At 63.8% G+C, this 23,253-nt stretch carries 22 protein-coding genes; 13 read left to right on the top strand and 9 right to left on the bottom strand.

The features are described from left to right. Positions 1-273: 273 nt before the first annotated feature. From cyoA to RN629_RS02645, 7 genes are read left to right on the top strand one after another with little or no spacing between them, the layout of a single operon-like run. Positions 274-1,470 carry a ubiquinol oxidase subunit II gene (gene cyoA / locus RN629_RS02675; RefSeq protein ID WP_407033715.1) on the top strand — a complete coding sequence of 399 codons (1,197 nt, stop codon included), beginning with the start codon at positions 274-276 and terminating at the stop codon, positions 1,468-1,470. An 11-nt stretch (positions 1,471-1,481) separates the two neighbouring features. Next, complete coding sequence (gene cyoB, locus RN629_RS02670) at positions 1,482-3,479, top strand: cytochrome o ubiquinol oxidase subunit I (protein WP_407033714.1); 1,998 nt, start codon at positions 1,482-1,484, stop codon at positions 3,477-3,479. A gap of 3 nt (positions 3,480-3,482) precedes the next feature. Continuing rightward, complete coding sequence (gene cyoC, locus RN629_RS02665) at positions 3,483-4,121, top strand: cytochrome o ubiquinol oxidase subunit III (RefSeq protein ID WP_407033713.1); 639 nt, start codon at positions 3,483-3,485, stop codon at positions 4,119-4,121. Further along, positions 4,118-4,525, top strand: coding sequence for a cytochrome o ubiquinol oxidase subunit IV (cyoD, locus tag RN629_RS02660; protein ID WP_407033712.1), 408 nt, complete (start codon positions 4,118-4,120; stop codon positions 4,523-4,525). The genes cyoC and cyoD overlap by 4 nt, the downstream gene beginning before the upstream one ends. Continuing rightward, a complete protein-coding gene (locus RN629_RS02655) occupies positions 4,525-5,235 on the top strand; it encodes an SURF1 family protein (RefSeq protein ID WP_407033711.1) in 711 nt (236 codons plus the stop codon). The genes cyoD and RN629_RS02655 overlap by 1 nt, the downstream gene beginning before the upstream one ends. After that, positions 5,232-6,545 (top strand): ATP-binding protein, encoded by a 1,314-nt coding sequence (locus RN629_RS02650; RefSeq protein ID WP_407033710.1) that lies wholly within the window; start codon positions 5,232-5,234, stop codon positions 6,543-6,545. The genes RN629_RS02655 and RN629_RS02650 overlap by 4 nt, the downstream gene beginning before the upstream one ends. Further along, positions 6,542-7,078, top strand: coding sequence for a response regulator transcription factor (locus RN629_RS02645; protein WP_407033709.1), 537 nt, complete (start codon positions 6,542-6,544; stop codon positions 7,076-7,078). The genes RN629_RS02650 and RN629_RS02645 overlap by 4 nt, the downstream gene beginning before the upstream one ends. A 36-nt stretch (positions 7,079-7,114) precedes the next feature. On the opposite strand, the gene RN629_RS02640 is transcribed toward RN629_RS02645, so the two are convergent. The 5 genes from RN629_RS02640 to RN629_RS02620 all read right to left on the bottom strand — a co-directional run bounded on the left by RN629_RS02640 (position 7,115) and on the right by RN629_RS02620 (position 10,722). Then, the gene (locus RN629_RS02640; protein ID WP_407033708.1) at positions 7,115-8,944 is read right to left on the bottom strand and encodes a DUF885 domain-containing protein; all 1,830 of its coding nucleotides are present in this window, start codon (positions 8,942-8,944) and stop codon (positions 7,115-7,117) included. Positions 8,945-9,090: 146 nt separating this feature from the next. After that, entirely contained in the window at positions 9,091-9,534 is a 444-nt protein-coding gene (locus tag RN629_RS02635) for a hypothetical protein (protein ID WP_407033707.1), read from the bottom strand. Between the two features lie 53 nt (positions 9,535-9,587). Further along, positions 9,588-9,839 carry a hypothetical protein gene (locus RN629_RS02630; protein WP_407033706.1) on the bottom strand — a complete coding sequence of 84 codons (252 nt, stop codon included), beginning with the start codon at positions 9,837-9,839 and terminating at the stop codon, positions 9,588-9,590. Continuing rightward, positions 9,836-10,180 (bottom strand): phage holin family protein, encoded by a 345-nt coding sequence (locus RN629_RS02625; protein WP_407033705.1) that lies wholly within the window; start codon positions 10,178-10,180, stop codon positions 9,836-9,838. Before RN629_RS02625 ends, RN629_RS02630 begins: the two co-directional genes overlap by 4 nt. A gap of 5 nt (positions 10,181-10,185) precedes the next feature. After that, complete coding sequence (locus RN629_RS02620; protein WP_407033704.1) at positions 10,186-10,722, bottom strand: hypothetical protein; 537 nt, start codon at positions 10,720-10,722, stop codon at positions 10,186-10,188. Positions 10,723-10,879: 157 nt separating this feature from the next. Between RN629_RS02620 and eno the strand changes: the two genes are divergently transcribed. The 4 genes from eno (at position 10,880) to RN629_RS02600 (ending at position 15,213) form a co-directional block, all read left to right on the top strand. Next, entirely contained in the window at positions 10,880-12,160 is a 1,281-nt protein-coding gene (gene eno, locus RN629_RS02615) for a phosphopyruvate hydratase (protein WP_407033703.1), read from the top strand. A 32-nt stretch (positions 12,161-12,192) separates the two neighbouring features. Continuing rightward, complete coding sequence (locus tag RN629_RS02610; protein ID WP_407033702.1) at positions 12,193-12,507, top strand: FtsB family cell division protein; 315 nt, start codon at positions 12,193-12,195, stop codon at positions 12,505-12,507. Between the two features lie 137 nt (positions 12,508-12,644). Next, complete coding sequence (locus RN629_RS02605) at positions 12,645-14,762, top strand: prolyl oligopeptidase family serine peptidase (protein WP_407033701.1); 2,118 nt, start codon at positions 12,645-12,647, stop codon at positions 14,760-14,762. Positions 14,763-14,862: 100 nt separating this feature from the next. Beyond that, a complete protein-coding gene (locus RN629_RS02600; RefSeq protein ID WP_407033700.1) occupies positions 14,863-15,213 on the top strand; it encodes a hypothetical protein in 351 nt (116 codons plus the stop codon). A 75-nt stretch (positions 15,214-15,288) separates the two neighbouring features. Here the strand turns inward: RN629_RS02600 and RN629_RS02595 are convergent, their stop codons facing one another. After that, positions 15,289-15,855, bottom strand: coding sequence for a glycine zipper 2TM domain-containing protein (locus tag RN629_RS02595; RefSeq protein ID WP_407033699.1), 567 nt, complete (start codon positions 15,853-15,855; stop codon positions 15,289-15,291). Between the two features lie 88 nt (positions 15,856-15,943). Then, positions 15,944-18,241, bottom strand: a complete 2,298-nt coding sequence (locus RN629_RS02590) for an ATP-dependent helicase (protein ID WP_407033698.1) — start codon at positions 18,239-18,241, stop codon at positions 15,944-15,946. Between the two features lie 201 nt (positions 18,242-18,442). On the opposite strand from RN629_RS02590, the gene RN629_RS02585 reads away from it, so the two are divergent. Both RN629_RS02585 and RN629_RS02580 read left to right on the top strand, forming a co-directional pair. After that, on the top strand, positions 18,443-20,083 hold the full coding sequence (locus tag RN629_RS02585; protein WP_407033697.1) for an inorganic phosphate transporter: 1,641 nt from the start codon (positions 18,443-18,445) through the stop codon (positions 20,081-20,083). A gap of 88 nt (positions 20,084-20,171) precedes the next feature. Beyond that, positions 20,172-21,440, top strand: a complete 1,269-nt coding sequence (locus tag RN629_RS02580) for an MFS transporter (protein WP_407033696.1) — start codon at positions 20,172-20,174, stop codon at positions 21,438-21,440. Here the strand turns inward: RN629_RS02580 and rsmD are convergent. Then, positions 21,431-21,967: a 16S rRNA (guanine(966)-N(2))-methyltransferase RsmD gene (rsmD, locus tag RN629_RS02575; protein ID WP_407033695.1), complete on the bottom strand. Its 537-nt coding sequence runs from the start codon at positions 21,965-21,967 to the stop codon at positions 21,431-21,433. The two genes, RN629_RS02580 and rsmD, sit on opposite strands and share 10 nt — an antisense overlap. Beyond that, entirely contained in the window at positions 21,967-23,247 is a 1,281-nt protein-coding gene (locus RN629_RS02570; RefSeq protein ID WP_407033694.1) for a pseudouridine synthase, read from the bottom strand. The genes rsmD and RN629_RS02570 overlap by 1 nt, the downstream gene beginning before the upstream one ends. Positions 23,248-23,253 lie beyond the last annotated feature (6 nt).

Below are 23,253 nucleotides of genomic sequence, written 5' to 3'. Positions count from 1 at the left end.
CCGCGCCAAGCCCGCACCCTCCAGGTGATCCATGAAACGCGCCCCTCGCAGCCGTCAACGCCATGATTTATATGCGAAATATCACGATTACGACAGCGAAATCAGCGACTTACTTGGAGAATGTGGGGTAACACGGGACAGGTCGCGCGCGGGCGCCAAACGCCGCGCAAAACCTTCCATTCAGCCCTGTCTATGCCCGTTTCGAACGCGGCCGGGGATTGGACAAACTGTCCAATGTGCGCACGTGCAGCAAAGGCGTAGCGGCCATGGCATATGTCTCACTCGACGAGCCTTGCGCGCCTGCGCCCTCTTCGCTGGGCCGCCTTGCCCCTCCTGGCCATGCTGGGAGGATGCGACGCGGTCGTGCTCAACCCTGTCGGCGATGTCGCCGTGCAGCAACGCGATCTGGTACTGATCGCGACAGCCCTGATGTTGCTCATCATCGTTCCGGTGATGGCGCTGACGGTGCTGTTCGCGTGGCGCTATCGCAAAAGCAACACGGACGCCGAATATGATCCGGACTTCGATCACTCGACGATGCTCGAGCTGGTGATCTGGTCGGCACCGCTGCTCATCATCATCTGCCTCGGCGCGGTGACGTGGACCAGCACGCATCTGCTGGACCCCTATCGTCCGATCGAACGGACGGCGCCGGGCAAGCCGGTGGCCCCCGGAACCAAGCCGCTTGAAATCCAGGTCGTGGCGATGGACTGGAAGTGGCTGTTCATCTATCCCGAGCAGGGCATCGCCACGATCAATGAACTGGCCCTGCCGGTCGATCGCCCGGTCGAGTTCCGCCTGACCGGCACGTCGGTGATGAACGCCTTCTACGTGCCCACCATGGCCGGCATGATCTACACGATGCCCGGCATGGAGACGAAGCTGCACGCGGTGCTGAACCGCGAGGGCACGTTCCGGGGCTTTTCGTCGCATTATAGCGGCGCGGGTTTCTCCGGCATGAACTTCCCGGTCTATTCGCTCACCGCCAATGGCTTCGACCAGTGGGTCGAGAAGGTTCATGCGGCGCAGGCCGGCGAAGGGAAAGGCAAGGGGCCGTTGACCCGTGCTTCGTTCCTCACGCTGGAAAAGCCGAGCGAGAATGTGCCGGCGATGTACTTCAACGGCGTGCAGGGTGGCCTGTTCGAGCGTGTCGTCAATCGCTGCGTCGCCGAGAATACGCCGTGCATGTCGGACGTGATGATGCATGACCGGATGGCCGGTGGTGGCGATCCCCACACGATGAAGGTCGGCGAGGGCAATCCGCCGGTCAACAACACCGGCCCGATGCACGGGGAGCGGACCAAGGGTGCGCTCGAAAAGTCGCCCGAAGAAATCCAGACCTCGCCGCACGGCAGCCAGGCACCGTTGCCGTCGGACGGCGCGCAGCAGCCTGGTGATATGAAAAACCGCCGTATGTCCTTCCTTTCCATTCCGCAGACTCCCGGCCATGCCGGCGCGGGTCGCGGTTGAGGCACGCCATCATGGACCAGACATTGTTAAAAACGATCTTCGGGCGACTTTCGCTCGAATCGCTGCCCTACCACGAGCCGATCATCGTCGGCACCTTCCTGGGTGTCGCGGTCGGCGGCCTCGCGGTGCTGGCGCTCATCACCAAGTTCAAGCTGTGGGGCTATCTCTGGAAGGAGTGGTTCACCAGCGTCGATCACAAGCGTATCGGCATCATGTACATGGTGCTGGGCATCGTGATGCTGCTGCGCGGCTTTGCCGATGCTCTCATGATGCGCGGTCAGCAGGCGATGGCCTTTGGCGACAATCAGGGGTTCCTGAATTCGCACCATTATGACCAGGTGTTCACCGCGCACGGCGTCATCATGATCTTCTTCGTGGCGATGCCGATCATCACGGGTCTGATGAATTATATCATCCCGCTCCAGATCGGCGCACGAGACGTGTCCTTCCCGTATCTCAACAATCTGAGCTTCTGGATGACCACGGGCGGCGTGGTGCTGGTCATGGCCTCGCTCTTCATCGGCGAATTCGCCCGGACGGGCTGGCTGGCCTTCCCGCCTTTGTCGGAACTGGATTTCAGTCCGGATGTGGGTGTCGACTATTATATCTGGGCCTTGCAGGTGGCCGGCGTCGGCACGACCCTGTCGGGTATCAACCTGATCGCCACCATCATCAAGATGCGGGCACCGGGCATGACCATGATGAAGCTGCCGGTCTTCTGCTGGACCTCGCTGTGCGCGAACGTCCTGATCGTCGCCAGCTTCCCCGTCCTGACCGCCACGCTCGTCCTGCTGTCGCTCGACCGTTATGTCGGCACCAACTTCTTCACGAACGATCTGGGCGGCAACCCCATGTTGTACGTGAACCTGATCTGGATCTGGGGTCACCCGGAAGTCTACATTCTGATCCTGCCGCTGTTCGGCGTTTTTTCGGAAGTCACCTCGACCTTCTCGGGCAAGCGCCTGTTCGGCTATACGTCGATGGTCTACGCCTCGATCGTCATCACGATCCTGTCGTACCTCGTCTGGCTCCACCACTTCTTCACCATGGGTTCGGGCGCCAGCGTCAACTCGTTCTTCGGCATCACCACCATGGTGATCTCGATCCCGACGGGCGCGAAGATCTTCAACTGGCTGTTCACCATGTATAAGGGGCGCATCCGGTTCGAACTGCCGATGATGTGGACCATCGCGTTCATGCTGACCTTCACCATCGGTGGCATGACCGGTGTTCTTCTCGCCGTTCCCCCGGCCGACTTTGTCCTTCACAACTCGCTCTTTCTGATTGCGCACTTCCATAACGTCATCATCGGTGGCGTGCTGTTCGGCGCCTTCGCCGCGATCAACTATTGGTGGCCCAAGGCCTTCGGGTTCAAGCTCAACCAGTTCTGGGGCAAGGTGTCGTTCTGGCTGTGGGTCATCGGTTTCTGGGTCGCCTTCACACCGCTCTACATCATGGGCCTGATGGGCGTGACCCGTCGTCTCCACCACTTCGATGACCCGTCGCTACAAATCTACTTCGTCGTCGCGCTGCTCGGTGCGTTGATGATCGCAGGCGGCATCGGGGCCTTCCTGGTTCAGATCGGCGTGTCGATCTGGAAGAAGGAAGAGTTGCGCGACATCACGGGAGACCCCTGGAACGGTCGTACGCTGGAATGGGCGACGTCGTCACCGCCGCCCCAGTATAACTTCGCCTTCACGCCCGTCGTGCATGAGCTCGACGCGTGGTATGACATGAAGGACAAGCACGCGGAGGCGCCGACCGAGGGCTATCGTCCGATCCACATGCCTCGGAATACCGGCACCGGCGTCATCATCGCCGCCCTGTCGACCGCGTTCGGCTTCGGCATGATCTGGTACATGTGGTGGCTCGCTGCCTTTGGCCTGATCGGCGTCATCGTCGTCGCCATCTGGCACACGTTCAATTATGACCGCGATTATTACATCCCCGTCGATGAGATCGTGGCCACGGAAAACGAGCGGCGGCGCCTGCTCGGTCAGGGAGCCTGATCCATGTCGACCGATGTTCTGAACGCCGATCCGGCCGAGAAGCTGACCTATTATCTGGTTGAGGATGAGGACCATCACCACGAATCCGGTGGCTCGACCGCCATCGGGTTCTGGATCTACCTGATGAGCGACTGCCTCATCTTCGCGATCCTGTTCGCCACCTATGGCGTGCTGGGCACCAGCTATGCGGGTGGGCCGACCCCGCGCGAGATTTTCGAGCTTCCGCTGGTTGCGCTGAACACCTCGATGCTGCTCCTGTCGTCGATCACCTATGGTTTCGCCATGATCGCGATGGAGAAGAACAAGAAGACGCAGGTCCAGATGTGGCTGGCGATCACCGGTCTGTTCGGTCTCGCCTTCCTGTCGATCGAGCTCTACGAATTCTCCAAGCTTATCCATGAGGGGGCGACCCCGCAGAGTTCGGCGTTCCTGTCCTCCTTCTTCACGCTGGTCGGGACGCACGGTCTGCACGTGACGTTCGGCTGCATCTGGCTGGTGACGCTGATGGTTCAGGTCGGCCAGCGCGGTCTGATCGCCGACAACAAGCGTCGTCTGATGTGCCTGTCGATGTTCTGGCACTTCCTGGACGTCGTCTGGATCGGTGTCTTCACCTTTGTCTATCTGCTCGGAGTTCTCCGGTGAGCGCGCATAACTCCCACGGTCACGGCGACCACGCCAATCACGATGCCGATCTGCACGGGCATGGCGACACCCATGGTCATGACTCGCTCAAGGGCTACATGATCGGGTTCATCCTGTCCGTCATCCTCACCGCAATTCCCTTCTGGGCGGTGATGACGGGATCGCTGGGTGACACGCAGACGACCGCGCTGGTCATCATGGCCTTTGCCTTTGTGCAGATCGTGGTCCACATGGTCTTCTTCCTGCACATGAACACCAAGGCGGAAGGGGGCTGGACTATGATGGCATTGATCTTCACCGCCGTTCTGGTGGTCATTACCCTGAGCGGGTCGATCTGGGTCATGTACCATATGAACACCAACATGATGCCAAGCATGGCCGCCCAAATGGGCGGCAGCATGTAATGGTACCCGCCGGCGAAGCAGGCGGGCGGCGAGGCCGCTCGCCGGTGACGCTGGCGGTTCTGACCGCGATCGGCCTTTGTCTGGTCGCGGGCTTCCTTTCGCTCGGGATGTGGCAATTGCATCGCCGGGTGTGGAAGCTGGATTTGATCGCGACGGTCGAGGCGCGGCTTCATGCCGCTCCGGTCGCGGCTCCCGCCAGGGCGGGTCCGGACGACGCCTATCGGCGGGTGACCGCGACCGGGCGCTTCCGCAACGACCGGGAGACCTTCGTCCAGGCGGTGACGGAAAGAGGGCCTGGCTTCTGGGTCCTCACGCCGCTGGTCGGCCCGCAATTTACGCTTCTGGTCAATCGCGGTTTCGTCCCGGCCGAGCGTCGGGCGGTACATGATCGTCCTGATGGCGCGGTTCGCGTCACCGGACTGGTCCGTGTCACCGAACCGGCCGGGGCATTCCTTCGGTCCAACGATCCGGCACAGGATCGCTGGTATTCGCGTGATGTGGACGCGATCGCGCGCGCCAAGCGGTTGGGTCCGGTCGCACCCTATTTCATCGATGCCGATGCCACACCCAATCCCGGTGGATATCCCGTGGGCGGGCTGACCGTCGTCGCCTTCCGCAACAGCCACCTGTCCTATGCGTTGACCTGGTTCGCGATGGCCCTGCTCACGATCGTCGGCATCGTGATCCTGTGGCGACGCGGGCGCGAATGAGCCCGGACGCGGCGCCCTTCCTGCCTTTTACCGTCCGCCCGCGTGAGCCGGATGCGACCGCCGGCAGCGCCAATATGCGGCAGCTCATCCATCTCCGGTGGTTGGCGGTGGTGGGTCAGTTGGTGACGATCCTGTTCGTCAACAGGGTGATGGGGGTGCAACTGCCCGTCGGGGCCATGCTCGGCGTGTTGGCGATGGGAGTCGCGATCAACCTGCTCAGCCAGTTGCGGCTCCGTTTTCATCATATTACGAACACCGAACTCCTGTTTTCGTTGATGTTCGACGTCGGGATGCTGACGCTTCAGCTCTTCCTGTCGGGCGGTGCGACCAATCCCTTCATATCCCTCTATTTGATCCAGGTGGTCCTGGGCGCGGTGCTGCTCGAGACATGGTCGGCTTGTGCGCTGGCGGCGATCACGGGCCTCTGCTTTGGCCTCTTGTCGTTGCACCACCGCCCGTTGGTCTTTCCGGTTTGGCTGTTCGGTGACATTGCCGGGTTGCACACATTGGGCAACTGGCTGGGCTTTGCGCTGGTGGCAGGCTTGCTGATCCTGTTCGTGACGCGGATCAGCCACAATCTGCGCGAGAACGCGGCGCGCATTGCCGATTTTCGGGAACAGGCGTCGGAGGAAGAACATATCGTTCGCATGGGCCTCCTCGCCTCCGGTGCAGCGCATGAGTTGGGCACGCCACTCGCCAGCCTGTCGGTGATCCTGAGCGATTGGCGCCGTATGCCCAAGCTACGTGACGATCCCGAACTCATGGGGGAGATCGCCGAGATGCAGGCCGAGGTGCAACGCTGCAAGGCGATCGTCACCCGCATCCTGCAATCGGCGGGCGAACCGCGGGGCGAGGCGGCGGAGCAATCCCAGGTCGGCCCGTTCATCGATGCCATCGTCACCGAGTGGCGGATCAGCCATGCGCAGGTGCCACTGGACTATCACCCGACAGATGATGACGCGCCCATCGTCTCCGACCCCGCGATCAAGCAGGCGGTGTGGAATGTCCTCGACAATGCCGCGGAGGCGTCGCCCCATTGGGTGGGGTTGAACGTCGCGCGGGCCGGGGGCGCGGTCACGGTCTGCGTCGCTGATCGCGGACCCGGCTTTACGCCGGAGACGCTGGCGCAGGTCGGCCGTCCCCAACGATCGACCAAGGGCGAGGGGCACGGCGTCGGCCTCTTCCTGGTTTCGAGCGTTATTCGCAAGCTCGGTGGCCGGGTCGAGGCTTTGAACCGACCGGAGGGCGGCGCATTGGTAACCCTGACCCTCCCTTTGAACATGATCGGCATTTCGGACCGTACGCCATGACAGATACTGAGCGCTCGCTGATCCTCGTGGAGGATGACGAAACATTCGCGCGCACGCTGCAACGCTCGTTCGAGCGCCGTGACTATCGGGTATCGGTGGCGAACAGCCCCGAGACGTTGATCGAGCTATTGAAGCAGGGGACGCCGCGCTATGCCGTGGTCGACCTCAAGCTGGGGCAGGCATCGGGACTCGCCTGTGTGCAGACACTGCACGCGCACGACCCGGAAATGCTGATCGTCGTGCTGACCGGCTTTGCCAGTATCGCAACGGCGGTCGAGGCGATCAAGCTCGGCGCGTGCCATTATCTCGCCAAGCCGTCCAACACGGACGATATCGAGGCGGCCTTTCACAAGGCGAGCGGCGATACGACCACCGCGATCACCGACCGCCCCAGTTCGATCAAGACTCTCGAATGGGAGCGGATCAACGAAACGCTCGCCGAGACCAACTTCAATATTTCAGAGACGGCGCGGCGGCTGGGAATGCATCGCCGCACCTTGGCCCGAAAGCTTGAAAAACGTCACGTTCCCTGAGGGATAAGGGGATGATTTGCCAAGTCATCCCCGGCATCAGGCTACCCGCTTTTCCGCCGCGATCCACTCCTCGATCTTCTTCTCCAGCACCGGCATGGGCAGCGCGCCGGTATCGAGCACCACGGCATGGAACTGGCGGGGGTCGAATTTCGCGCCCAGTTCGGCTTTGGCCTTCGCCTTCATCCGGCTGATCGTGATCTGCCCGATCTTGTAGGCGAGCGCCTGCCCCGGAATGGCGATATAGCGTTCCACCTCGGCCGTCGCATCGGTCCGCGCCATCGGCGAGTTGGCGAGCATATAGTCGATCGCCTTGTCGCGGCTCCATCCCTTGGCGTGGATGCCGGTGTCGACCACCAACCGCATCGCGCGCAGCATCTCGTCGTTCAACCCACCCATGCGCTGGTAGGGGTCGGTCTCCATGCCCAGTTCGGGCCACAGCGTCTCGGCATAGAGCGCCCAGCCTTCGGCATAGGCGGTATTGCCGCCGAAGCGCATAAAGGCGGGGAGGGCGGTATTCTCCTGGGCCAGGCTGATCTGGAAATGATGCCCGGGCACAGCCTCATGGAGATACAGCGTCTCCATTTCCCACATATAGCGCGAGGGAAGGTCATAGGTATTGTAGTAGAAGACACCGGGGCGCGAGCCATCGGGCGTGCCGCCCTGATAGGAACCGCCCGCATCGGTCTTTTCCTTGAATGCGGGGACGGGGCGGATTTCGAGCGGCGTTTTGGGAATCAGCGAGAATTGCTCGCGCACGCGCGCATCGATCCGCCGTCCGATCGCTTCATAGCCTTCGCGCAGTTGCCGCGCGCTTTTGGGCTGGAACCGGGGATCGGTGCGCAGGAAGGTGAAGAATTGGGACAGGCTGCCCTTGAAACCGACCGCCTGCTTCTGAACGTCCATCGCCTTGAGGATGCGCGCGACCTCTGACAGGCCAAGCCGGTGCACGTCCTCAGCCTTGAGCTGCAGGGTCGTATTCTGTTCGATCAGATAGGCATAGAGCCTGTCGCCGCCGGGCATGCCGGACAGACCGACACTGTCGCGCGCCGCTGGCAAATAGGTCTCGGCCAGAAAACGACGCATCCGCTGCTCGGCCGGCACGATGACATCCCGGATCTGCGTCGCGTAGGCGCGCTTCAACCGGGCCTGATCGGTCGCTGGGACAGCGGCGGGAAATTGCCGGACGGGGTCATAGAAGGGCGAATCCTCGACCGACCCGTTCAGCAGATTGTCGAACTGGGCGATCATGTTGCGCACGACCAGCTTGGGCTGGACCACGCCGCTTGCCATGCCTTGGCGAAAGCGGACGATCGCTTCATCCAGCAGGCGCGCATATTCCACGTTGCGCTTCAGATTATTGTCGTAATCGACCACCGTATTGAACGGTGCGGCGCCCTTGCCGGAGGCGAATTCCGGATAGAAGGTCTGAATACCATAGAAATGATCCATCGGCCGCACGATGGTCAGCGCGACGATGGTGGGATCATAGCCTTTCAACGCCATTTCGTTCTGGTTGCGGAAGACGTCATAGGCGATCTGGTTGGTGGGGGTCAGTTTGGCGCGATCAATCTGAGCCAGTCGATCGAGATCGCTTTTCGCCGCCTCACGTTCGGCCGCGATATAGGCGTCGGAGTAGAAGTCGCCCAGTCGATCCGCATGGCGCATGTCGCCGCGAAACAGACCGTTGATCGGATTACGGATGAGGCTGGCTTCATCGCTGTCATGGAACAACTGCTTGAGCCGCCCATCCTCCTGGCTCTCGCCGGCTTGAGGCGGCGTGGGTTGCAGGGCCCGGGGCGCGGCGCTGGCGGCAAGCGCGGGCAGGCCAACAGAGGCAATCAGGGCGACAAAGGGCAAAAGGCGCAAGCGAGCATCCCATTTGGTGCGAGGTGTGTTGATCGTATAAAAGACACAACCCATCGGCAAGCCGACATCCCGCCAAATAAAAGGGCGCGTGGTCCCGAAGAATTGGGACCACGCGCCAATGGCGGTGCAACCGAGGAAGGACGGCTCTATTCGGCGGTCTTGCCCGTCGCGGCCTTGGCTGCGGCCGACCCGGCATTGCTCGCGACCTTGACCACATTGTCGAACAGCGAGCGGGCGCGGTCCTTGGCTGCATCCTTGGTCAGGCCCGCCTGCTCCAGTTCGCGAAGCCCGGTTTCGCGGGCGGCCTGGGTCGCCTGCCGGATCGTCTCGCCGAGCTTCTTGCCGAGCGGCGCCAGCAATTCCTTTTCCCGCAGCGAGCGGGGCAGCAGCGCGCCCGCGATCACCCCAACGGCAAGACCGCCGACCAGAATACCGAGCGGGTTTGACTCGATGGTGCGCGCGGTCTTGTGCGCGGCCTCCACCGCCTTGTCCTTGGCATCCTGATAGACATGGCTCGCCGCCTCGCGGGTGCTGTCAAAGGCTTCGCGGACGTTGCCGTTGTGCTGATCGCTATGGGTGTCGTTGGTCATGATGGTCATCCTTCTGGATCATGTCGCCGATGCGGGAGCACCGGCGGACCAGATCAGCGTTTGCGGGTGAAGAGGCGGGCGATCCGCCGACGATTGAGAAACAGGCCGATCGCGGCGATGCCGCCAGCCACGGCCGCGGGATTGCTGCGCGCAATCTGGACCCCGGATCTTGCGGCGGAAAGTCCCGCCTCCCTGGCCTGGCTGGCAATGGCTTGCGGCTCCAGCCGGGCCTGGAGGCGGCCGACGGTCCGGTTCAGCCGTTCACGCGCCTCGGCAGCGCGCAGTTCGGCTTCGTCCACGGTCATGCGCTCGCTCCCGACAGATACGACTTGCCAACAGCGGCCAGGATACCGGCTACGGCAAGCACGACGATCACGACGATCGCGGTCGCGCCGAACGGGCCGACTGCCGGCGTCAGGGTGATGATGAGACCGACCAGAAACGCGATCAGCGCCGCCAGCGCCAGCACACCCGCCCCGACGAAGAAGATCGCCGCGTTCTTGTAATGGCCGATCTTGTCCGCGGCACGCGCCTTGGCCAGATCGATTTCGGCGGTGACGAGGGAGCGGCCGTCATCGACCAGTTGCGAGACGAGCGACGTCAGGCTCTCGGCATCCGGTGTGCCCGTCGTCGGGGAGGGGGGCATGGGCGTCACGCTTTCGCGTCGTCCGATGCCTCGGTCCCGACCGCGGCCGTGACGACACGCGCGAGGACGAAGCCGAGCGCCGCCGCGATACCGATCGCCACCGCCGGGCTCTTGGCCACGAACGCGCGGGCATCGTCGATCAACTCGTCGACATTCTTGTCCTTGATCGCGCCCGACAGCGAGGTGACGGCGTCGGCCGCCGAGCGCGCATATTGACCATATTGATCGCCGAGCTTCTCATCGACCTGTCCGGCCGCATCGTTGAGCAGTTGCGCGACCTGATCCAGCGCCGAACCGGCTTTGGCCTTGCCATCGCCGGCCAGCGCATAGACCTTGTCCACCGCCTGTTGCTGCAATTTTCCGGCGCCTTCCTTCACCGACTGCTTGGCGTCGGTCAGTCCGGCCTTGGACTTGCTCTCCTGCTCGTCGGCGTTGTCGATAGGGGGCACCCCCGTCCCGACTTCGGGTGCGACGCCCGCATTGCCCACGAAATTGGGAGCGCCATTCTGTGTCGACGAAGAATTGCTGTCGGTGTCGGCCATGGGAAATCCCTTTCCTTGTCGGCCCGTTTGACCGGGCCATTCGCCTCTTAACCCCGGTGGCGGAAGCACGTTCCATGCTTTTCCCGCAATTGCCCTTCGCCTGGTCACACGATAGAGCCGCGCCGAGATCTCTAGGCTGATGTAGGAGCATCGTTACGTGACCGCAATCATCGACATCCACGGGCGCCAGATCCTGGACAGCCGGGGCAACCCCACGGTCGAGGTCGACGTGCTGCTCGAAGACGGCAGCTTTGGCCGGGCCGCCGTTCCTTCCGGCGCGTCGACCGGCGCGCATGAAGCGGTCGAGAAGCGCGACGGCGACAAGAGCCGCTGGATGGGCAAGGGCGTCGAAGCCGCGGTCGAAGCGGTCAATGACGAGATCGCCGATGCGGTGATTGGCCTCGACGCGGAGGATCAGGCCGATCTTGACCATATCATGATTGAGCTGGACGGCACCGAGAACAAGGGCCGTCTGGGCGCGAACGCGATCCTGGGCGTCAGCCTCGCGGCGGCGAAGGCGGCGGCCGAAGCGCGCGGCCTGCCGCTGTACAAATATATCGGCGGCGTCTCGGCCCATCTCCTGCCGGTGCCGATGATGAACATCATCAACGGCGGCGAGCATGCCGACAATCCGATCGATTTCCAGGAATTCATGATCATGCCGGTCGGTGCGGCGAACATCATGGAAGCCGTACGCTGCGGCTCGGAAATCTTTCACACGCTGAAGAAGGCGCTACACGACAAGGGGCTTGCGACCGGCGTGGGCGACGAGGGCGGCTTTGCCCCAAACATTGCGTCGACCACCGAAGCGCTCGACTTCATCATGGCCTCGGTCGAGAAAGCCGGATACAAGCCGGGCGACGATGTGATGATCGCGCTCGACTGCGCCGCGACCGAGTTCTTCAAGGACGGCAAGTATATTATCTCGGGCGAGGGTAAGGTCCTGTCGAGCCATGAGATGGCCGAGTATCTGGCCAACCTGACCCGCAACTATCCGATCCTGTCGATTGAGGACGGCATGGCCGAGGACGACTGGGAAGGCTGGAAGGCGCTGACCGATCTGATCGGTGACAAGGTGCAGCTTGTCGGCGACGATCTGTTCGTCACCAATCCCAAGCGCCTGAAGCAGGGCATCGACGGCGGCTATGCCAATTCGCTGCTGGTGAAGGTCAACCAGATCGGCACGCTGACCGAGACGCTGGAGGCTGTGTCGCTGGCGCAGCGTTCGCGCTACACCGCCGTCATGTCGCACCGTTCGGGCGAAACCGAGGACGCGACCATCGCCGATCTGGCGGTCGCCACCAATTGCGGTCAGATCAAGACGGGCAGCCTCGCGCGCTCCGACCGGCTCGCCAAGTACAACCAGTTGATCCGCATCGAGGAGGAACTGGGCGACGCGGCGCGTTATGCGGGCCGCGACGTGCTGATCCGCGCTTGAATTTCGGGGGCGACGGGGTGAGAATGGCAACCGTGACCAAGAAACCGTCGCCCTTCATGCGGACCATGCGGCGGGCCGCCTTGCCCGCCCTTGGCCTGACCATCGTCGCGTTTTTCGGCGCCTATGCGGTGCTGGGGCGCAACGGCCTGCTCGCTTATGGCGAGTATCAGCGGCAATTGGTGAAGCGCGAGCATGACTATGCCGAGTTGGACAAGCATCGGACCGTGCTGAAAAATCGCGTTTCGCTGCTCGATCCCGATCATGCCAATCCGGACATGGTCGACGAAATGGTGCGCAAGGAACTCAATGTCGCGCACCCCGACGAAGTGATCGTTCCCCTGAAATAGGATGGGCGGCTCCGGATAGGGGCCGCCCTCTTCGTAATTGGCCGTGACGATGGTCGGCGGAGCGTTGACGCAGCCGATTGCCAGCCGCGCGTAATATCGTCACATTCCGCCCCACGTAACGCTTCAGGGAGCATGGAATGCGGGGTTGGCGCTGGATGCTGGCGGGGTCGATGCTGGCGACACAGGTTGTGGCGGGGACGGCGATCGCGCACATGACGCCGATGACCGAGAATGATCCCTATATCTGGCTGGAGGACAAGGACGGCGCCAAGGCGTTGGCCTGGGTCGCGGCGGAAAATGCCAAGACGCTGCCCCGGTTGCAGAACGACCCGCGCTATCAGGGCTTCTATCAGGAGGCGCTTGCCATCGCCTCGGCCAAGGATCGGATTCCGATGCCCGGCCAGCTCTATGGCCGTATCGTCAATTTCTGGCGCGACGCCGATCATCCGCAAGGCCTGTGGCGCTGGACAAGCGAGACCGATTACGCCTCCGCCACCCCCAGATGGACGACGTTGATCGACCTTGACGCGCTCAGCAAGGCTGAGGGCAAGAAATGGGTCTGGAAAGGCGTGACCTGCCTCAACCCGGAGGAGCGGCTGTGCCTGGTCGCGCTGTCGGAAGGCGGCGAGGATGCGATCGAGTATCGCGAATTCGACATGGAGGCCGGAGCCTTCGTCGCCGATGGCTTCCGCCTGTCCACCTCGAAACAGGCGGCTATCTGGCTCGACAAGGACACATTGCTGGTCAGCCGTGACTGGGGCGAGGGTACGCTGACCAAGTCGAGCTATCCCTTCGTCGTGAAGATGGTGAAGCGCGGCGTTCCGCTGGCCCAGGCAACGGAAATCTTCCGGGGCGCGCCGACCGACGAACTCGGCACCTATGCCAGCGTGCTGACCGACGCGCAGGGCAACCGGGCGGTGATGATCGAGCGGCGTCGCACCTTCTTTGGCGGCGACAAGCTGTTCTGGACGCCGACGGGCGGCGCGAAGCCGGTCGCGATGCCGCCACGCGCCTTCCCCTCGGGCATGGTCGAGGGCCGGGTGATCTTCCAGACCAGCGATCCCTGGGGTGAGCATCCCGCCGGCTCGGTGGTATGGGCACCGCTGGCGGAACTGGAGGCCGGCCATATTGCCCCGCGTCCGCTCTTCACCCCGACCGACCGGCAGGCGGTGGAGGGCGTCACCACCACCAGGGATCGCGTCGCGGTCACCTTTATCGACAATGTACGCGGCCGGTTGAGCGTCTTCGCGCCCTCGGTACAGGGCTGGACCGCCGCGGCGGTGACGGTGCCCGACAATATGGCGGTCGATGTGGTCAGCACCAGCAACCGGTCGAACATCGTTTATATGTCGACGGCGGGTTTCACGACCCCGACCGTGCTGTCGCGTTTCGACGCGGCGTCCGCTCCCGCCCCACAGTTGCTCAAGACGCTGCCCGCGCGCTTTGATGCGAGCGGCACGGTGGTCCATCAATATGAAGCGACCTCGACCGATGGGACCAGCATCCCCTATTTCGTGGTCCTGCCCAAGGGCGCGAAGCTCGACGGCACGACGCCGACGCTGATGACCGCTTATGGCGGCTTCGAGATCGCGCGCCTGCCCAGCTATCTGGGCGCGACCGGCAAGATCTGGATCGAACGGGGCGGGGCCTATGTCCTCGCCAACATCCGCGGTGGCGGGGAGTTCGGGCCCAGATGGCACGACGCGGGCCGCAAGACCAAGCGGCAGGTCATCTATGACGATTTCGCCTCTGTCGCGAAGGATCTGTTCACCCGCAGGATCACCAGTCCGCAGAAACTGGGGATCTATGGCGGTTCCAACGGCGGGCTGCTGATGGGCGTCGAACTGACCCAGCATCCCGAATTGTGGAAGGCCGTGACGATCCAGGTGCCGTTGCTCGACATGGTCCGTTACCAGAGGATTGCGGCCGGCGATTCGTGGAAGGACGAATATGGTTCGGTGGACGTGCCCGAGGAGGCCGCCTTCCTCCGCAGGATTTCGCCTTATGCCAATATCCGCAAGGGCGTGGCCTATCCCGAGCCCTATATCTGGACGACGACCAAGGACGATCGGGTCGGTCCGCAACATGCCCGGAAATTCGCCGCGCGACTGGGCGAATATGGCATACCCTATCTGTTCTACGAGGATATGGCGGGTGGTCATTCGGGGGATGCCGATATCGCGCAGGGCGCGCGTCTCAATGCCCAGCAAATGGTGTATTTCGCGCAGAAACTGATGGATAGCCCGGTACGTTGAAACCCGGTGGGCGGTAGCCCCCTGCCGCCCACCTCATTTTGTTGTTACAAAACGTAATAATGTTCTTGCTGCGCTGCGGCGGGGACGGCAAAGCGAGGCCATGAACGATATGACGACGACCGAGCGCCGTCCGGTCGAGCCGGCGGCGGGCGCTCCCGCCATCATCTTTGAAGCCATCGTCAAGATGCGCGCCGTGTCCGCGACCTATAATCGCGGCGACGTCGTGCTGGCGCCCCATGTGATCTACACCCGGCACGACGAACTCTATGTCGATGCCACGACGGTGGAACGGGACGGCAAACCTCCGCGCGAGGAAAAGCTGGGCACGTTCAAGCTGGCGGGGCTGGGCGCCTTGCGGCTGACACCGCGCCGTTTCACGATCAGCGAATTGCTGGAACGGGGTGCCGAACGCTATCAGGGCGTGACGCTCATGATGGTGGACGACGCCTGACAGACTTGTCTGGCGGCTCGTGACAGGTGACATGGCCCTCGGCCAACGCGCCGGGGCCACGTCCCTCCTTCCAGCTTAGCGGCAGCGGACCTGATTCTGCTCGATCGAGCGTCCGGCCAGCGCGCCGCCCGCCGCACCCAGCAACGTCGCGATGGTGCTGCTGCGTCCACCGACCAGATTGCCCAGGACGCCACCGGCCGCGCCGCCGATGATGAGACCCGTCGTGCCGTCCGGGCGGCGGCAATAATAGCGGCCGTCGGTGCCCGCATAGACGCGGTCATGCCCCTGCAAGATCCGCTCGCGATATTGCGGGCCGTCGCGATAGTCGCCGACCGGATCATAATAAGGTTCGTTGTTCGCGTTATAGCCGTTCGCCGGTATCGCCGGGGCAACCCGATAGCCGCCTGGACCATCACCCGGTGCCGGACGATAACCGTCAGGCCGATAGCCCGCAGGATAGTCCGCACCCTGGCGCGACAGGAAGAGATCGGCCTCCTGGCGATAAAGCTGGTATTCGCGATCGAACCGCGCCTGTGCGGCACGGAAGCGCGATATGTCGGCGCTCGACTGGGCTACGGCGGGAACAGCGGTGGTGATGACGGCCATCGCGATCGCGGCGGTGGCTAGGCGACGGAAACCCATCGAATCTTCCTCCAGGCCCGGACAGTCGGGCGATGGGAACGATACGGATGCGCATCGATATGGTTCCTGAACGACCGAGGGAATGCGATCAGTCCTCGATCTTCGTCACGAAGCTGTCCATCACCCGCTTGCGTCCGGCCTGCTCGAAATCGATTTCCAGCTTGTTGCCCTCGATCGCCGCGATCGCGCCATAGCCGAATTTCTGGTGGAAGACGCGGCCACCGACGCTGAGATCGTCCCGCCCCTTCTGCCCCAGCCCGACCGAGGGCGCACGCGATTCGACGACGCGAGCGGGGCGGGCAATCTGCCCCGCCTGCGTCGAGGCGGCCCTTTGCCAGCCCGGCCCACGTCCGGTGCCGCGTCCAACATTGGCGAAAGGATCGGCATGTTCCGACCAGTTGGCGCGCCACAGGCTTTCGCCGCCAGTCATGCTGCTCTCGCTCTCGATATGTTCGGCGGGCAATTCGCCGACGAAGCGGCTGGGCAGGCTCGACGTCCATTGGCCGTAGATGCGGCGATTGGCCGCGTGCAGGATCACGGCCTTCCGCCGGGCGCGGGTGATCGCGACATAGGCGAGGCGACGCTCCTCCTCCAGGCTGCGCGTGCCGCCCTCATCGATCGCCCGTTGAGAGGGAAAAAGCCCTTCCTCCCATCCGGCGAGGAAGACCGTATCGAACTCCAGCCCCTTGGCGGCATGGATGGTCATGATCGTCACCTCGGGTTCGCGGCGATCGCCGTCGCGGTCCATCACGAGCGACACATGCTCCAGAAAGGCGCCCAGCGATTCATAATCCTCCATGGCGCGCACGAGCTCGGACAGGTTTTCCAGGCGGCCGGCGGATTCGGCGGATTTCTCGTTCTGATACATGGCGGTATAGCCGCTCTCGTCGAGCATCTGCCGTGCCAGTTCGGCATGGGGCAGGTCACGCGCCATGTCGCGCCAGCGCGCGATATCGCCGATCAGATTGCCGAGGCTCCGGCGCGCCTGCGGCGTCAATTCGTCAGTGTCGAGGATGCGCGCCGCCGCCAGGGTCAGCGGCAGCCCCTCCGCCCGCGCCAACTGGTGGATCTTGGCCAGGGCCTTGTCGCCCAGGCCACGCTTGGGAACGTTGACGATCCGCTCGAATGCCAGATCGTCCGATGGCTGATTGACGACACGCAGATAGGCGAGGGCATCGCGGATCTCGGCGCGTTCGTAGAAGCGGAAACCACCGACGATGCGATAGGGCAGGCCGATCGCGATGAAGCGGTCTTCGAATTCCCGGGTCTGGTGCTGCGCGCGGACCAGGATCGCGATGTCGTCATAGGATCGCCCCGCGCGGCGCGCCGCCTCGATCTCCTCACCGACCCGACGGGCTTCCTCTGGGCCGTCCCATACGCCCAGCACCTGCACCTTTTCGCCGACATCGAGTTCGGTCCACAGCGTCTTGCCCAGACGCCCGCCATTATGCGCGATGACGCCCGACGCCGCGCCCAGGATATGGGGAGTCGAACGATAATTCTGTTCGAGCCGGATGACCTTGGCTCCGGGGAAATCGCGCTCGAAGCGCAGGATATTTTCCACCTGCGCGCCACGCCAGGAATAGATGGACTGATCGTCGTCGCCGACACAGGCGATGTTCTTGCGCGCCTGCGCCAGCAGTCGCAGCCAGAGATACTGGACGCTGTTGGTATCCTGATACTCGTCGACCATGATGTAGCGGAAGCGCTGTTGATACTGCTCCAGCACCTCGCGGTTCGTTTTCAGGATGGTCAGCACATGGAGCAGCAGATCGCCGAAATCACAGGCGTTCACGCTGCGCAGCCGGTCCTGATAGAGCTGATACAATTCGCCGCCGCGCCCGTTGGCATAGCGTTCCGACTCGCCTGCATCGATATCGGCGGGGACCAGCCCCTTGTTTTTCCACTCGTCGATCAGGCCGCCCAGCGCCCGCGCGGGAAAGCGCTTCTCGTCGATATCCGCTGTGACGATCAATTGTTTGAGCAGGCGAAGCTGGTCGTCGGTGTCGAGGATGCTGAAATTCGATTGCAGTCCCACCAGCTCGGCATGACGTCGCAGCATCTTCGCGCCGATCGCGTGGAAGGTGCCGAGCCACGGCATCCCCTCGACCGCGTCGCCGACCAGCCGACCGACGCGCTCGCGCATCTCCCGCGCCGCCTTGTTCGTAAAGGTGACGGACAGGATCTCCGACGGCCAGGCCTTGCGCGTATAGAGAAGGTGCGCGAGCCGCGCGGTCAGCGCCGCCGTCTTGCCCGTCCCGGCGCCCGCGAGCACCAGCACCGGGCCGTCGGTGGTCAGCACCGCCTCGCGCTGGGCGTCGTTGAGCGTGCGGAGATAGGGGTAATCGGCCAGGTTGACGGGCGCATCGGGCGGGGGGAGAGTCATCGTGAACAGTTAGAGAACGTTGTGCGCCGGAGCAACCATCGCGTGACGTGAGGATAGAGATAGCCGCGCATGTCGTCTCATGAACCGACGATCGCCGCGCCCATTTTAACCGGCGTTTGGCCCATGTGTTTAAAAAAGCGTTAGCGGGGACCCTGCCCACGTCATCAAAATGTCACGTCTTTGGCCCAACGCAAACCCACCATGACACCGTATGCGCTTGCCGAAGGGGCACCCAACGCCCCCGTCCACGGACCACGGCTCGATTCCGGGCTGCATCCCATAGGCCGGTGGATTTTCGCCCTGCTGCTGGTCGGCGGACTTGGCTATGCTGGCTATAGCGTCATGATCGACACCGCCCGCGTGGGTGAGCCGATGGCCATGGGCGTTTTCGCCTTTCTCGGCCTCGCCTTGTTGATCGCGTTGGGGTTCGAATTCGTGAACGGCTTTCACGACACCGCCAATGCCGTGGCGACGGTGATCTACACCCATTCCATGCCAGCGCCGCTTGCGGTGGTCTGGTCCGGCCTGTTCAATTTCCTGGGCGTGATGGTCTCGAGCGGCGCGGTCGCCTATTCCATCATCACCCTGTTGCCGATCGACCTGATGCTGAATGTCGGGTCGGCGGGCGGTTTCGCCATGATCTTTGCCCTGCTGCTGGCGGCCGTCCTGTGGAATCTGGCGACCTGGGCGGTGGGCCTGCCCAATTCGTCGAGCCATGCGCTGATCGGATCGATCCTGGGCGTCGGGCTCGCCAACCAGATCCTGTCGCCCATCCCCGGCACGTCGGGCGTCGATATGGAACAGGTACGCAAGGTCTTGTCCGCGCTTCTGTTCAGCCCGTTGCTCGGCTTCGTCGGCGCGCTGCTGCTGTTGCTGGTGATGAAGCGCTTCCTGAAGAACAAGCGGCTGTATCGCGAACCGGAGGGCAAGGCGCCACCGCCACGCGGCATCCGGGCGCTCCTGATCTTCACCTGCACGGCGGTCAGCTTTGCGCATGGCAGCAATGACGGTCAGAAGGGCATGGGCCTTATCATGCTGATCCTCATCGGTTGCGCACCGACCGCGTATGCGCTCAACCGTACGCTGCCGCGCAGCGCGATGCCCGCCTTCGTCCAGAGTGCCGATGTGGCCTCCGCCGCCTATCGCGCGCACGGTACCGGCTTTGCGCTGCCGATCGACCGGGCGCGCGAAGTGGTGGTTCACGGGGTGCGGACCAAGGCGATCGATACGCCCGAGGTCTATGAGGGCCTGTCGGTCCTCTCGCGCGACATTGGCGAGCGGATCGCCAATTACGGCACCCTGAGCCAGGTGCCCGCGACGGTCGTACCGAACCTGCGCAACGACATGTACCTGGTTCTCGACACCACCCATATGGTGACCAAGAGCGAGAAGGCCAAGGAACGCTTTACCGCCGCAGAGATCGAATCGCTTGGGGTTTATGCCACTGCGCTGGAGCGGGGTACGCGGTATATTCCGCTGTGGGTCAAGGTGACCGTGGCGATCGCGCTGGGTCTGGGCACCATGGTCGGCTGGCGGCGCATTGTGGTCACGGTGGGCGAGCGGATCGGCAAGACGCACCTGACCTATGGCATGGGGGCCGCCGCCGAGCTGATGGCGGCCGCGACGATCCTGCTTGCCGATCGGTATCATATGCCGGTTTCGACGACGCATATCCTGTCCTCCGGTGTCGCCGGTGCCTCGGTCGCGAATGGAGCGGGGGTCCAGACCCGTACCATCCGCAACATGGCGTTGGCTTGGATCATGACGCTGCCGATCGCGATGCTGTTGTCCGGCTCACTCTATTGGCTGCTGCTTCAGTTGACGCATGTGATCGGAAACTGATAGGCCTGACCTGTTGCAAGCGGCGCAGGAGTCCACGGTCGTCTGACGGGACTTTACGTTGGGGTTCGATTTCTGCACGAACGATCGGATGAACGCCATCGCGCCCCCTTCGCATCGTCATATCCTGCTCGCGAGCCTGACCGGTACTGCCGTCGAGTTCTACGATTTCTATATCTATGCCACGGCGGCGGCTTTGGTGTTCGGGCCGGTCTTCTTTCCGGCCTCATCCGCTGCGGCCCAGCTGCTGCTCTCCTATGCCAGTTTCGGGCTGGCCTTCGTGGCCCGTCCGGTCGGCGCGATCGCCTTCGGGCATTTCGGTGACCGGGTGGGCCGCGAATCGACCCTGGTGGTCAGCCTGATGCTGATGGGCGGATCGACCGTGGCGATCGCCTTCCTGCCGACCTATGCGCAGGCAGGCTGGATCGCACCGCTGCTGCTATGCCTCGCCAGACTGGGGCAGGGGCTCGGTCTGGGTGGCGAGTGGGGCGGGGCGGCGCTTCTCGCGGTGGAGAATGCGCCACCGGGGCGGAGGAATAGCTGGGGCATGTTCCCGCCGCTCGGCGCGCCGGTCGGGTTCATTCTGGCCAATGGCTTTTTCCTGATCTTGGGGTTGATGCTGACCGATGCGCAGTTCCGCGCCTGGGGCTGGCGATTGCCGTTTCTGGCAAGCGCGGTGCTGGTGTTGCTGGGACTCTGGGTCCGTCTTCGCCTGACCGAAACGCCGGATTTTGCGCGGGCAAAGAAAAGCGCGGCCCTCCCGCGCGTTCCGATCGCCACGCTCCTGCAGCACCATATGCGCCCGTTGCTGGCGGGAACGGGCGGCGTGATCGCGTGCTTTGCGATCTTCTATCTCGCGACCGCCTTTGCGTTGGGATATGGCACCACGACCCTCGGCTATCCGCGCGAGGCGTTTCTGGGCGTTCAGCTTGTCGCGATCCTGTTCCTGGCCGCCGGGATCATCGTGTCGAGCGTCATGGCCGATCGGCGCGGGGCGTCGATGATGCTGGCATTGGGCTTTGCCGGATGCGTGCTGGTCGGGCTGGCCATGGGACCGATGCTGGGATCGGGGTCGCTGGCCATCGTCTTCATCTGGCTGGCGATAGCGCTTTTCGTCATGGGCTTCGCCTATGGACCGCTGGGCGGCTGGCTGCCCGCGCTGTTTCCCGCAGGCGTGCGCTATACCGGCGTATCGATGACCTTCAACCTCGGCGGGATCATCGGTGGCGCATTGGCGCCGATCGCGGCGCAGGCGCTGACCGAACGCGGCGGACTGAACTGGGTCGGCGGCTATCTGGTCGCCGCCGGCCTGCTCAGCCTCGCCGGTCTTGCCTTGATGCGTGGCCAGCCTCAGGCCTGACGCAGCAGGGTCAGCCGCGCCTTGCCATGCACGCGGGACGTGTCGACCGTGAAGCCGGCCACCTCGACCTCTTCCTGCTTGGCGGTTTCGATGCTGACCCAGGTGCCGGGTCCGACCCAGCCCAGCCGCGCCAGCTTGTCGAGCGCCACGCTGCCCGCGCCGGTATCATAGGGCGGGTCCATCAGGATCACGTCCAGCGGCTGCCGCGCGGGGCCCAGAGCCATGACCGACGTCGGGCGGACATCCCCGATCGCGCCCAGCTTTTCCAGATTGGCGCGCAAGGCGTCGAGAGCCGCGCGATCCTGCTCGACGAACAGGCAGGATGCCGCGCCGCGCGATAGCGCCTCGATCCCGAGCGCGCCGGAACCCGCAAAAAAGTCGCCGACTGCCAGGCCATCGAAATCGCCGAGCCGCGCGGTCAGCATGGAGAATAACGCCTCGCGGGTTCGGTCGGCGGTCGGCCGCGTGACCTCACCCCTGGGCGCGACGAGCGGACGGCCGCGCCATTCACCGGCAATGACGCGCATCAGCGTGGCCCTCCCGGACGACGTGGTTTACCGCCACCGGGCCTGGTCGGGCGCTCGCTGGGCGTGAAGCGATCCGAACGCGGTGTTCCGGGCCTCGCCGGGCGCGATGGCCTGGCGGGCCGATCCCCGCTTCGATCCCCGCTTCGATCATTGCGGCGGTCCGGTCCGGCAGAGCCGCGTGGACGCTCAGCACGCGCGTCAAAACGCGGGCGGTCACGGCCACCGTCCGCTGCGCCGGCTGCGGTATCGCGGGGGCCAGCGGGGCGCGTGTCGCGGTCGCTGACGGGCTTGGCATCGAAGCGGCCACGGCCGCGCCCATCCTGGCGATCGCCAAAGGGGCGGCCTTCCGATCGGGCGGGCCGGGCACCACGTTCGCCACGTTCCTCACGTCGTACAGTACGGTCAGGGGCGCCGCGTTCCGCGCCGCGACCCGTTGCCGATCGGTCGGGGCCCGGGCGCGGCGCGCCGTCACGCGATGCCCGCACTGGCCGTTCGCCCGACGGCGGCGTACGAAAACCCGGCTTGGGCGTTGGGCGTATCGCGTCATCGGGAATGCCACCCGCCAAAGTGCGACGGAATTCGACGATCGCGGAGCCTTTCACCTCGCCGACCTCACCGACCGGAAGTTCGTCCAGCACGAATGGCCCATATCGCAAGCGGATCAGGCGGCTGACCTGGAGACCCAGATACTCCAGGACCCGGCGCACTTCGCGATTCTTGCCTTCGCGCAGCGACATCTCGATCCAGACATTGGCCCCGGTGCGACGCTCCAGATTGGCATCGATCTGACCATAGCGGATGCCGTCGATCTCGACGCCGTGGATCAGTTCCTCCAACTGGGCCTGGGTCACGTCGCCATAGGCGCGAGCGCGATAGGTGCGCTCCACCCCGGTTGCGGGCAGTTCGAGCTGGCGCTTGAACCCGCCATCGGTGGTCAGCAGCAGCAACCCCTCGGTATTGAGGTCGAGCCGTCCGACCGGCACCACGCGGGGCAGATCGGCGGGCAGGCGGTCATAGATGGTCGTGCGTCCCTTGGGATCGCGCTCGGTGACGAGCAGGCCGTTGGGCTTGTGGTACAGGAAAAGCCGTGTGGGCTCGGGCGCGGCCACCGGCTTGCCGTCGACGGTCACCCCGTCGAGCGATGTCAGCAGCGTGGCGGGCGTGTCCAAAGCGACGCCGTTGAGCGCGATCCGCCCTTCGGCGATCATCCGCTCGATCTCACGGCGGGACGCGACCCCGGCCCTGGCCAGCAGTTTCGCGATACGTTGTTCTGATGTCATGGGTCA

Source organism: Facivitalis istanbulensis (genome assembly GCF_040560405.1).
In the GTDB taxonomy this organism is placed as follows: Bacteria; Pseudomonadota; Alphaproteobacteria; order Sphingomonadales; family Sphingomonadaceae; genus Sphingomonas; species Sphingomonas istanbulensis.
Note: the sequence above shows the minus strand (reverse complement) of the source record. Positions and strands in the feature narration are given on the sequence as shown.

Coding starts and splice junctions, on each gene's coding strand:
- RN629_RS02655 (WP_407033711.1), top strand. CDS start 4,525: ATGGTACCCGCCGGCGAAGCAGGCGGGCGGCGAGGCCGCTCGCCGGTG.
- RN629_RS02650 (WP_407033710.1), top strand. CDS start 5,232: ATGAGCCCGGACGCGGCGCCCTTCCTGCCTTTTACCGTCCGCCCGCGT.
- RN629_RS02630 (WP_407033706.1), bottom strand. CDS start 9,839: ATGACCGTGGACGAAGCCGAACTGCGCGCTGCCGAGGCGCGTGAACGG.
- RN629_RS02605 (WP_407033701.1), top strand. CDS start 12,645: ATGCGGGGTTGGCGCTGGATGCTGGCGGGGTCGATGCTGGCGACACAG.
- RN629_RS02625 (WP_407033705.1), bottom strand. CDS start 10,180: ATGCCCCCCTCCCCGACGACGGGCACACCGGATGCCGAGAGCCTGACG.
- RN629_RS02595 (WP_407033699.1), bottom strand. CDS start 15,855: ATGGGTTTCCGTCGCCTAGCCACCGCCGCGATCGCGATGGCCGTCATC.
- cyoC (WP_407033713.1), top strand. CDS start 3,483: ATGTCGACCGATGTTCTGAACGCCGATCCGGCCGAGAAGCTGACCTAT.
- RN629_RS02600 (WP_407033700.1), top strand. CDS start 14,863: ATGAACGATATGACGACGACCGAGCGCCGTCCGGTCGAGCCGGCGGCG.
- RN629_RS02580 (WP_407033696.1), top strand. CDS start 20,172: ATGAACGCCATCGCGCCCCCTTCGCATCGTCATATCCTGCTCGCGAGC.
- RN629_RS02585 (WP_407033697.1), top strand. CDS start 18,443: ATGACACCGTATGCGCTTGCCGAAGGGGCACCCAACGCCCCCGTCCAC.
- cyoB (WP_407033714.1), top strand. CDS start 1,482: ATGGACCAGACATTGTTAAAAACGATCTTCGGGCGACTTTCGCTCGAA.
- RN629_RS02570 (WP_407033694.1), bottom strand. CDS start 23,247: ATGACATCAGAACAACGTATCGCGAAACTGCTGGCCAGGGCCGGGGTC.
- RN629_RS02590 (WP_407033698.1), bottom strand. CDS start 18,241: ATGACTCTCCCCCCGCCCGATGCGCCCGTCAACCTGGCCGATTACCCC.
- rsmD (WP_407033695.1), bottom strand. CDS start 21,967: ATGCGCGTCATTGCCGGTGAATGGCGCGGCCGTCCGCTCGTCGCGCCC.
- cyoA (WP_407033715.1), top strand. CDS start 274: ATGTCTCACTCGACGAGCCTTGCGCGCCTGCGCCCTCTTCGCTGGGCC.
- RN629_RS02620 (WP_407033704.1), bottom strand. CDS start 10,722: ATGGCCGACACCGACAGCAATTCTTCGTCGACACAGAATGGCGCTCCC.
- RN629_RS02635 (WP_407033707.1), bottom strand. CDS start 9,534: ATGACCAACGACACCCATAGCGATCAGCACAACGGCAACGTCCGCGAA.
- RN629_RS02645 (WP_407033709.1), top strand. CDS start 6,542: ATGACAGATACTGAGCGCTCGCTGATCCTCGTGGAGGATGACGAAACA.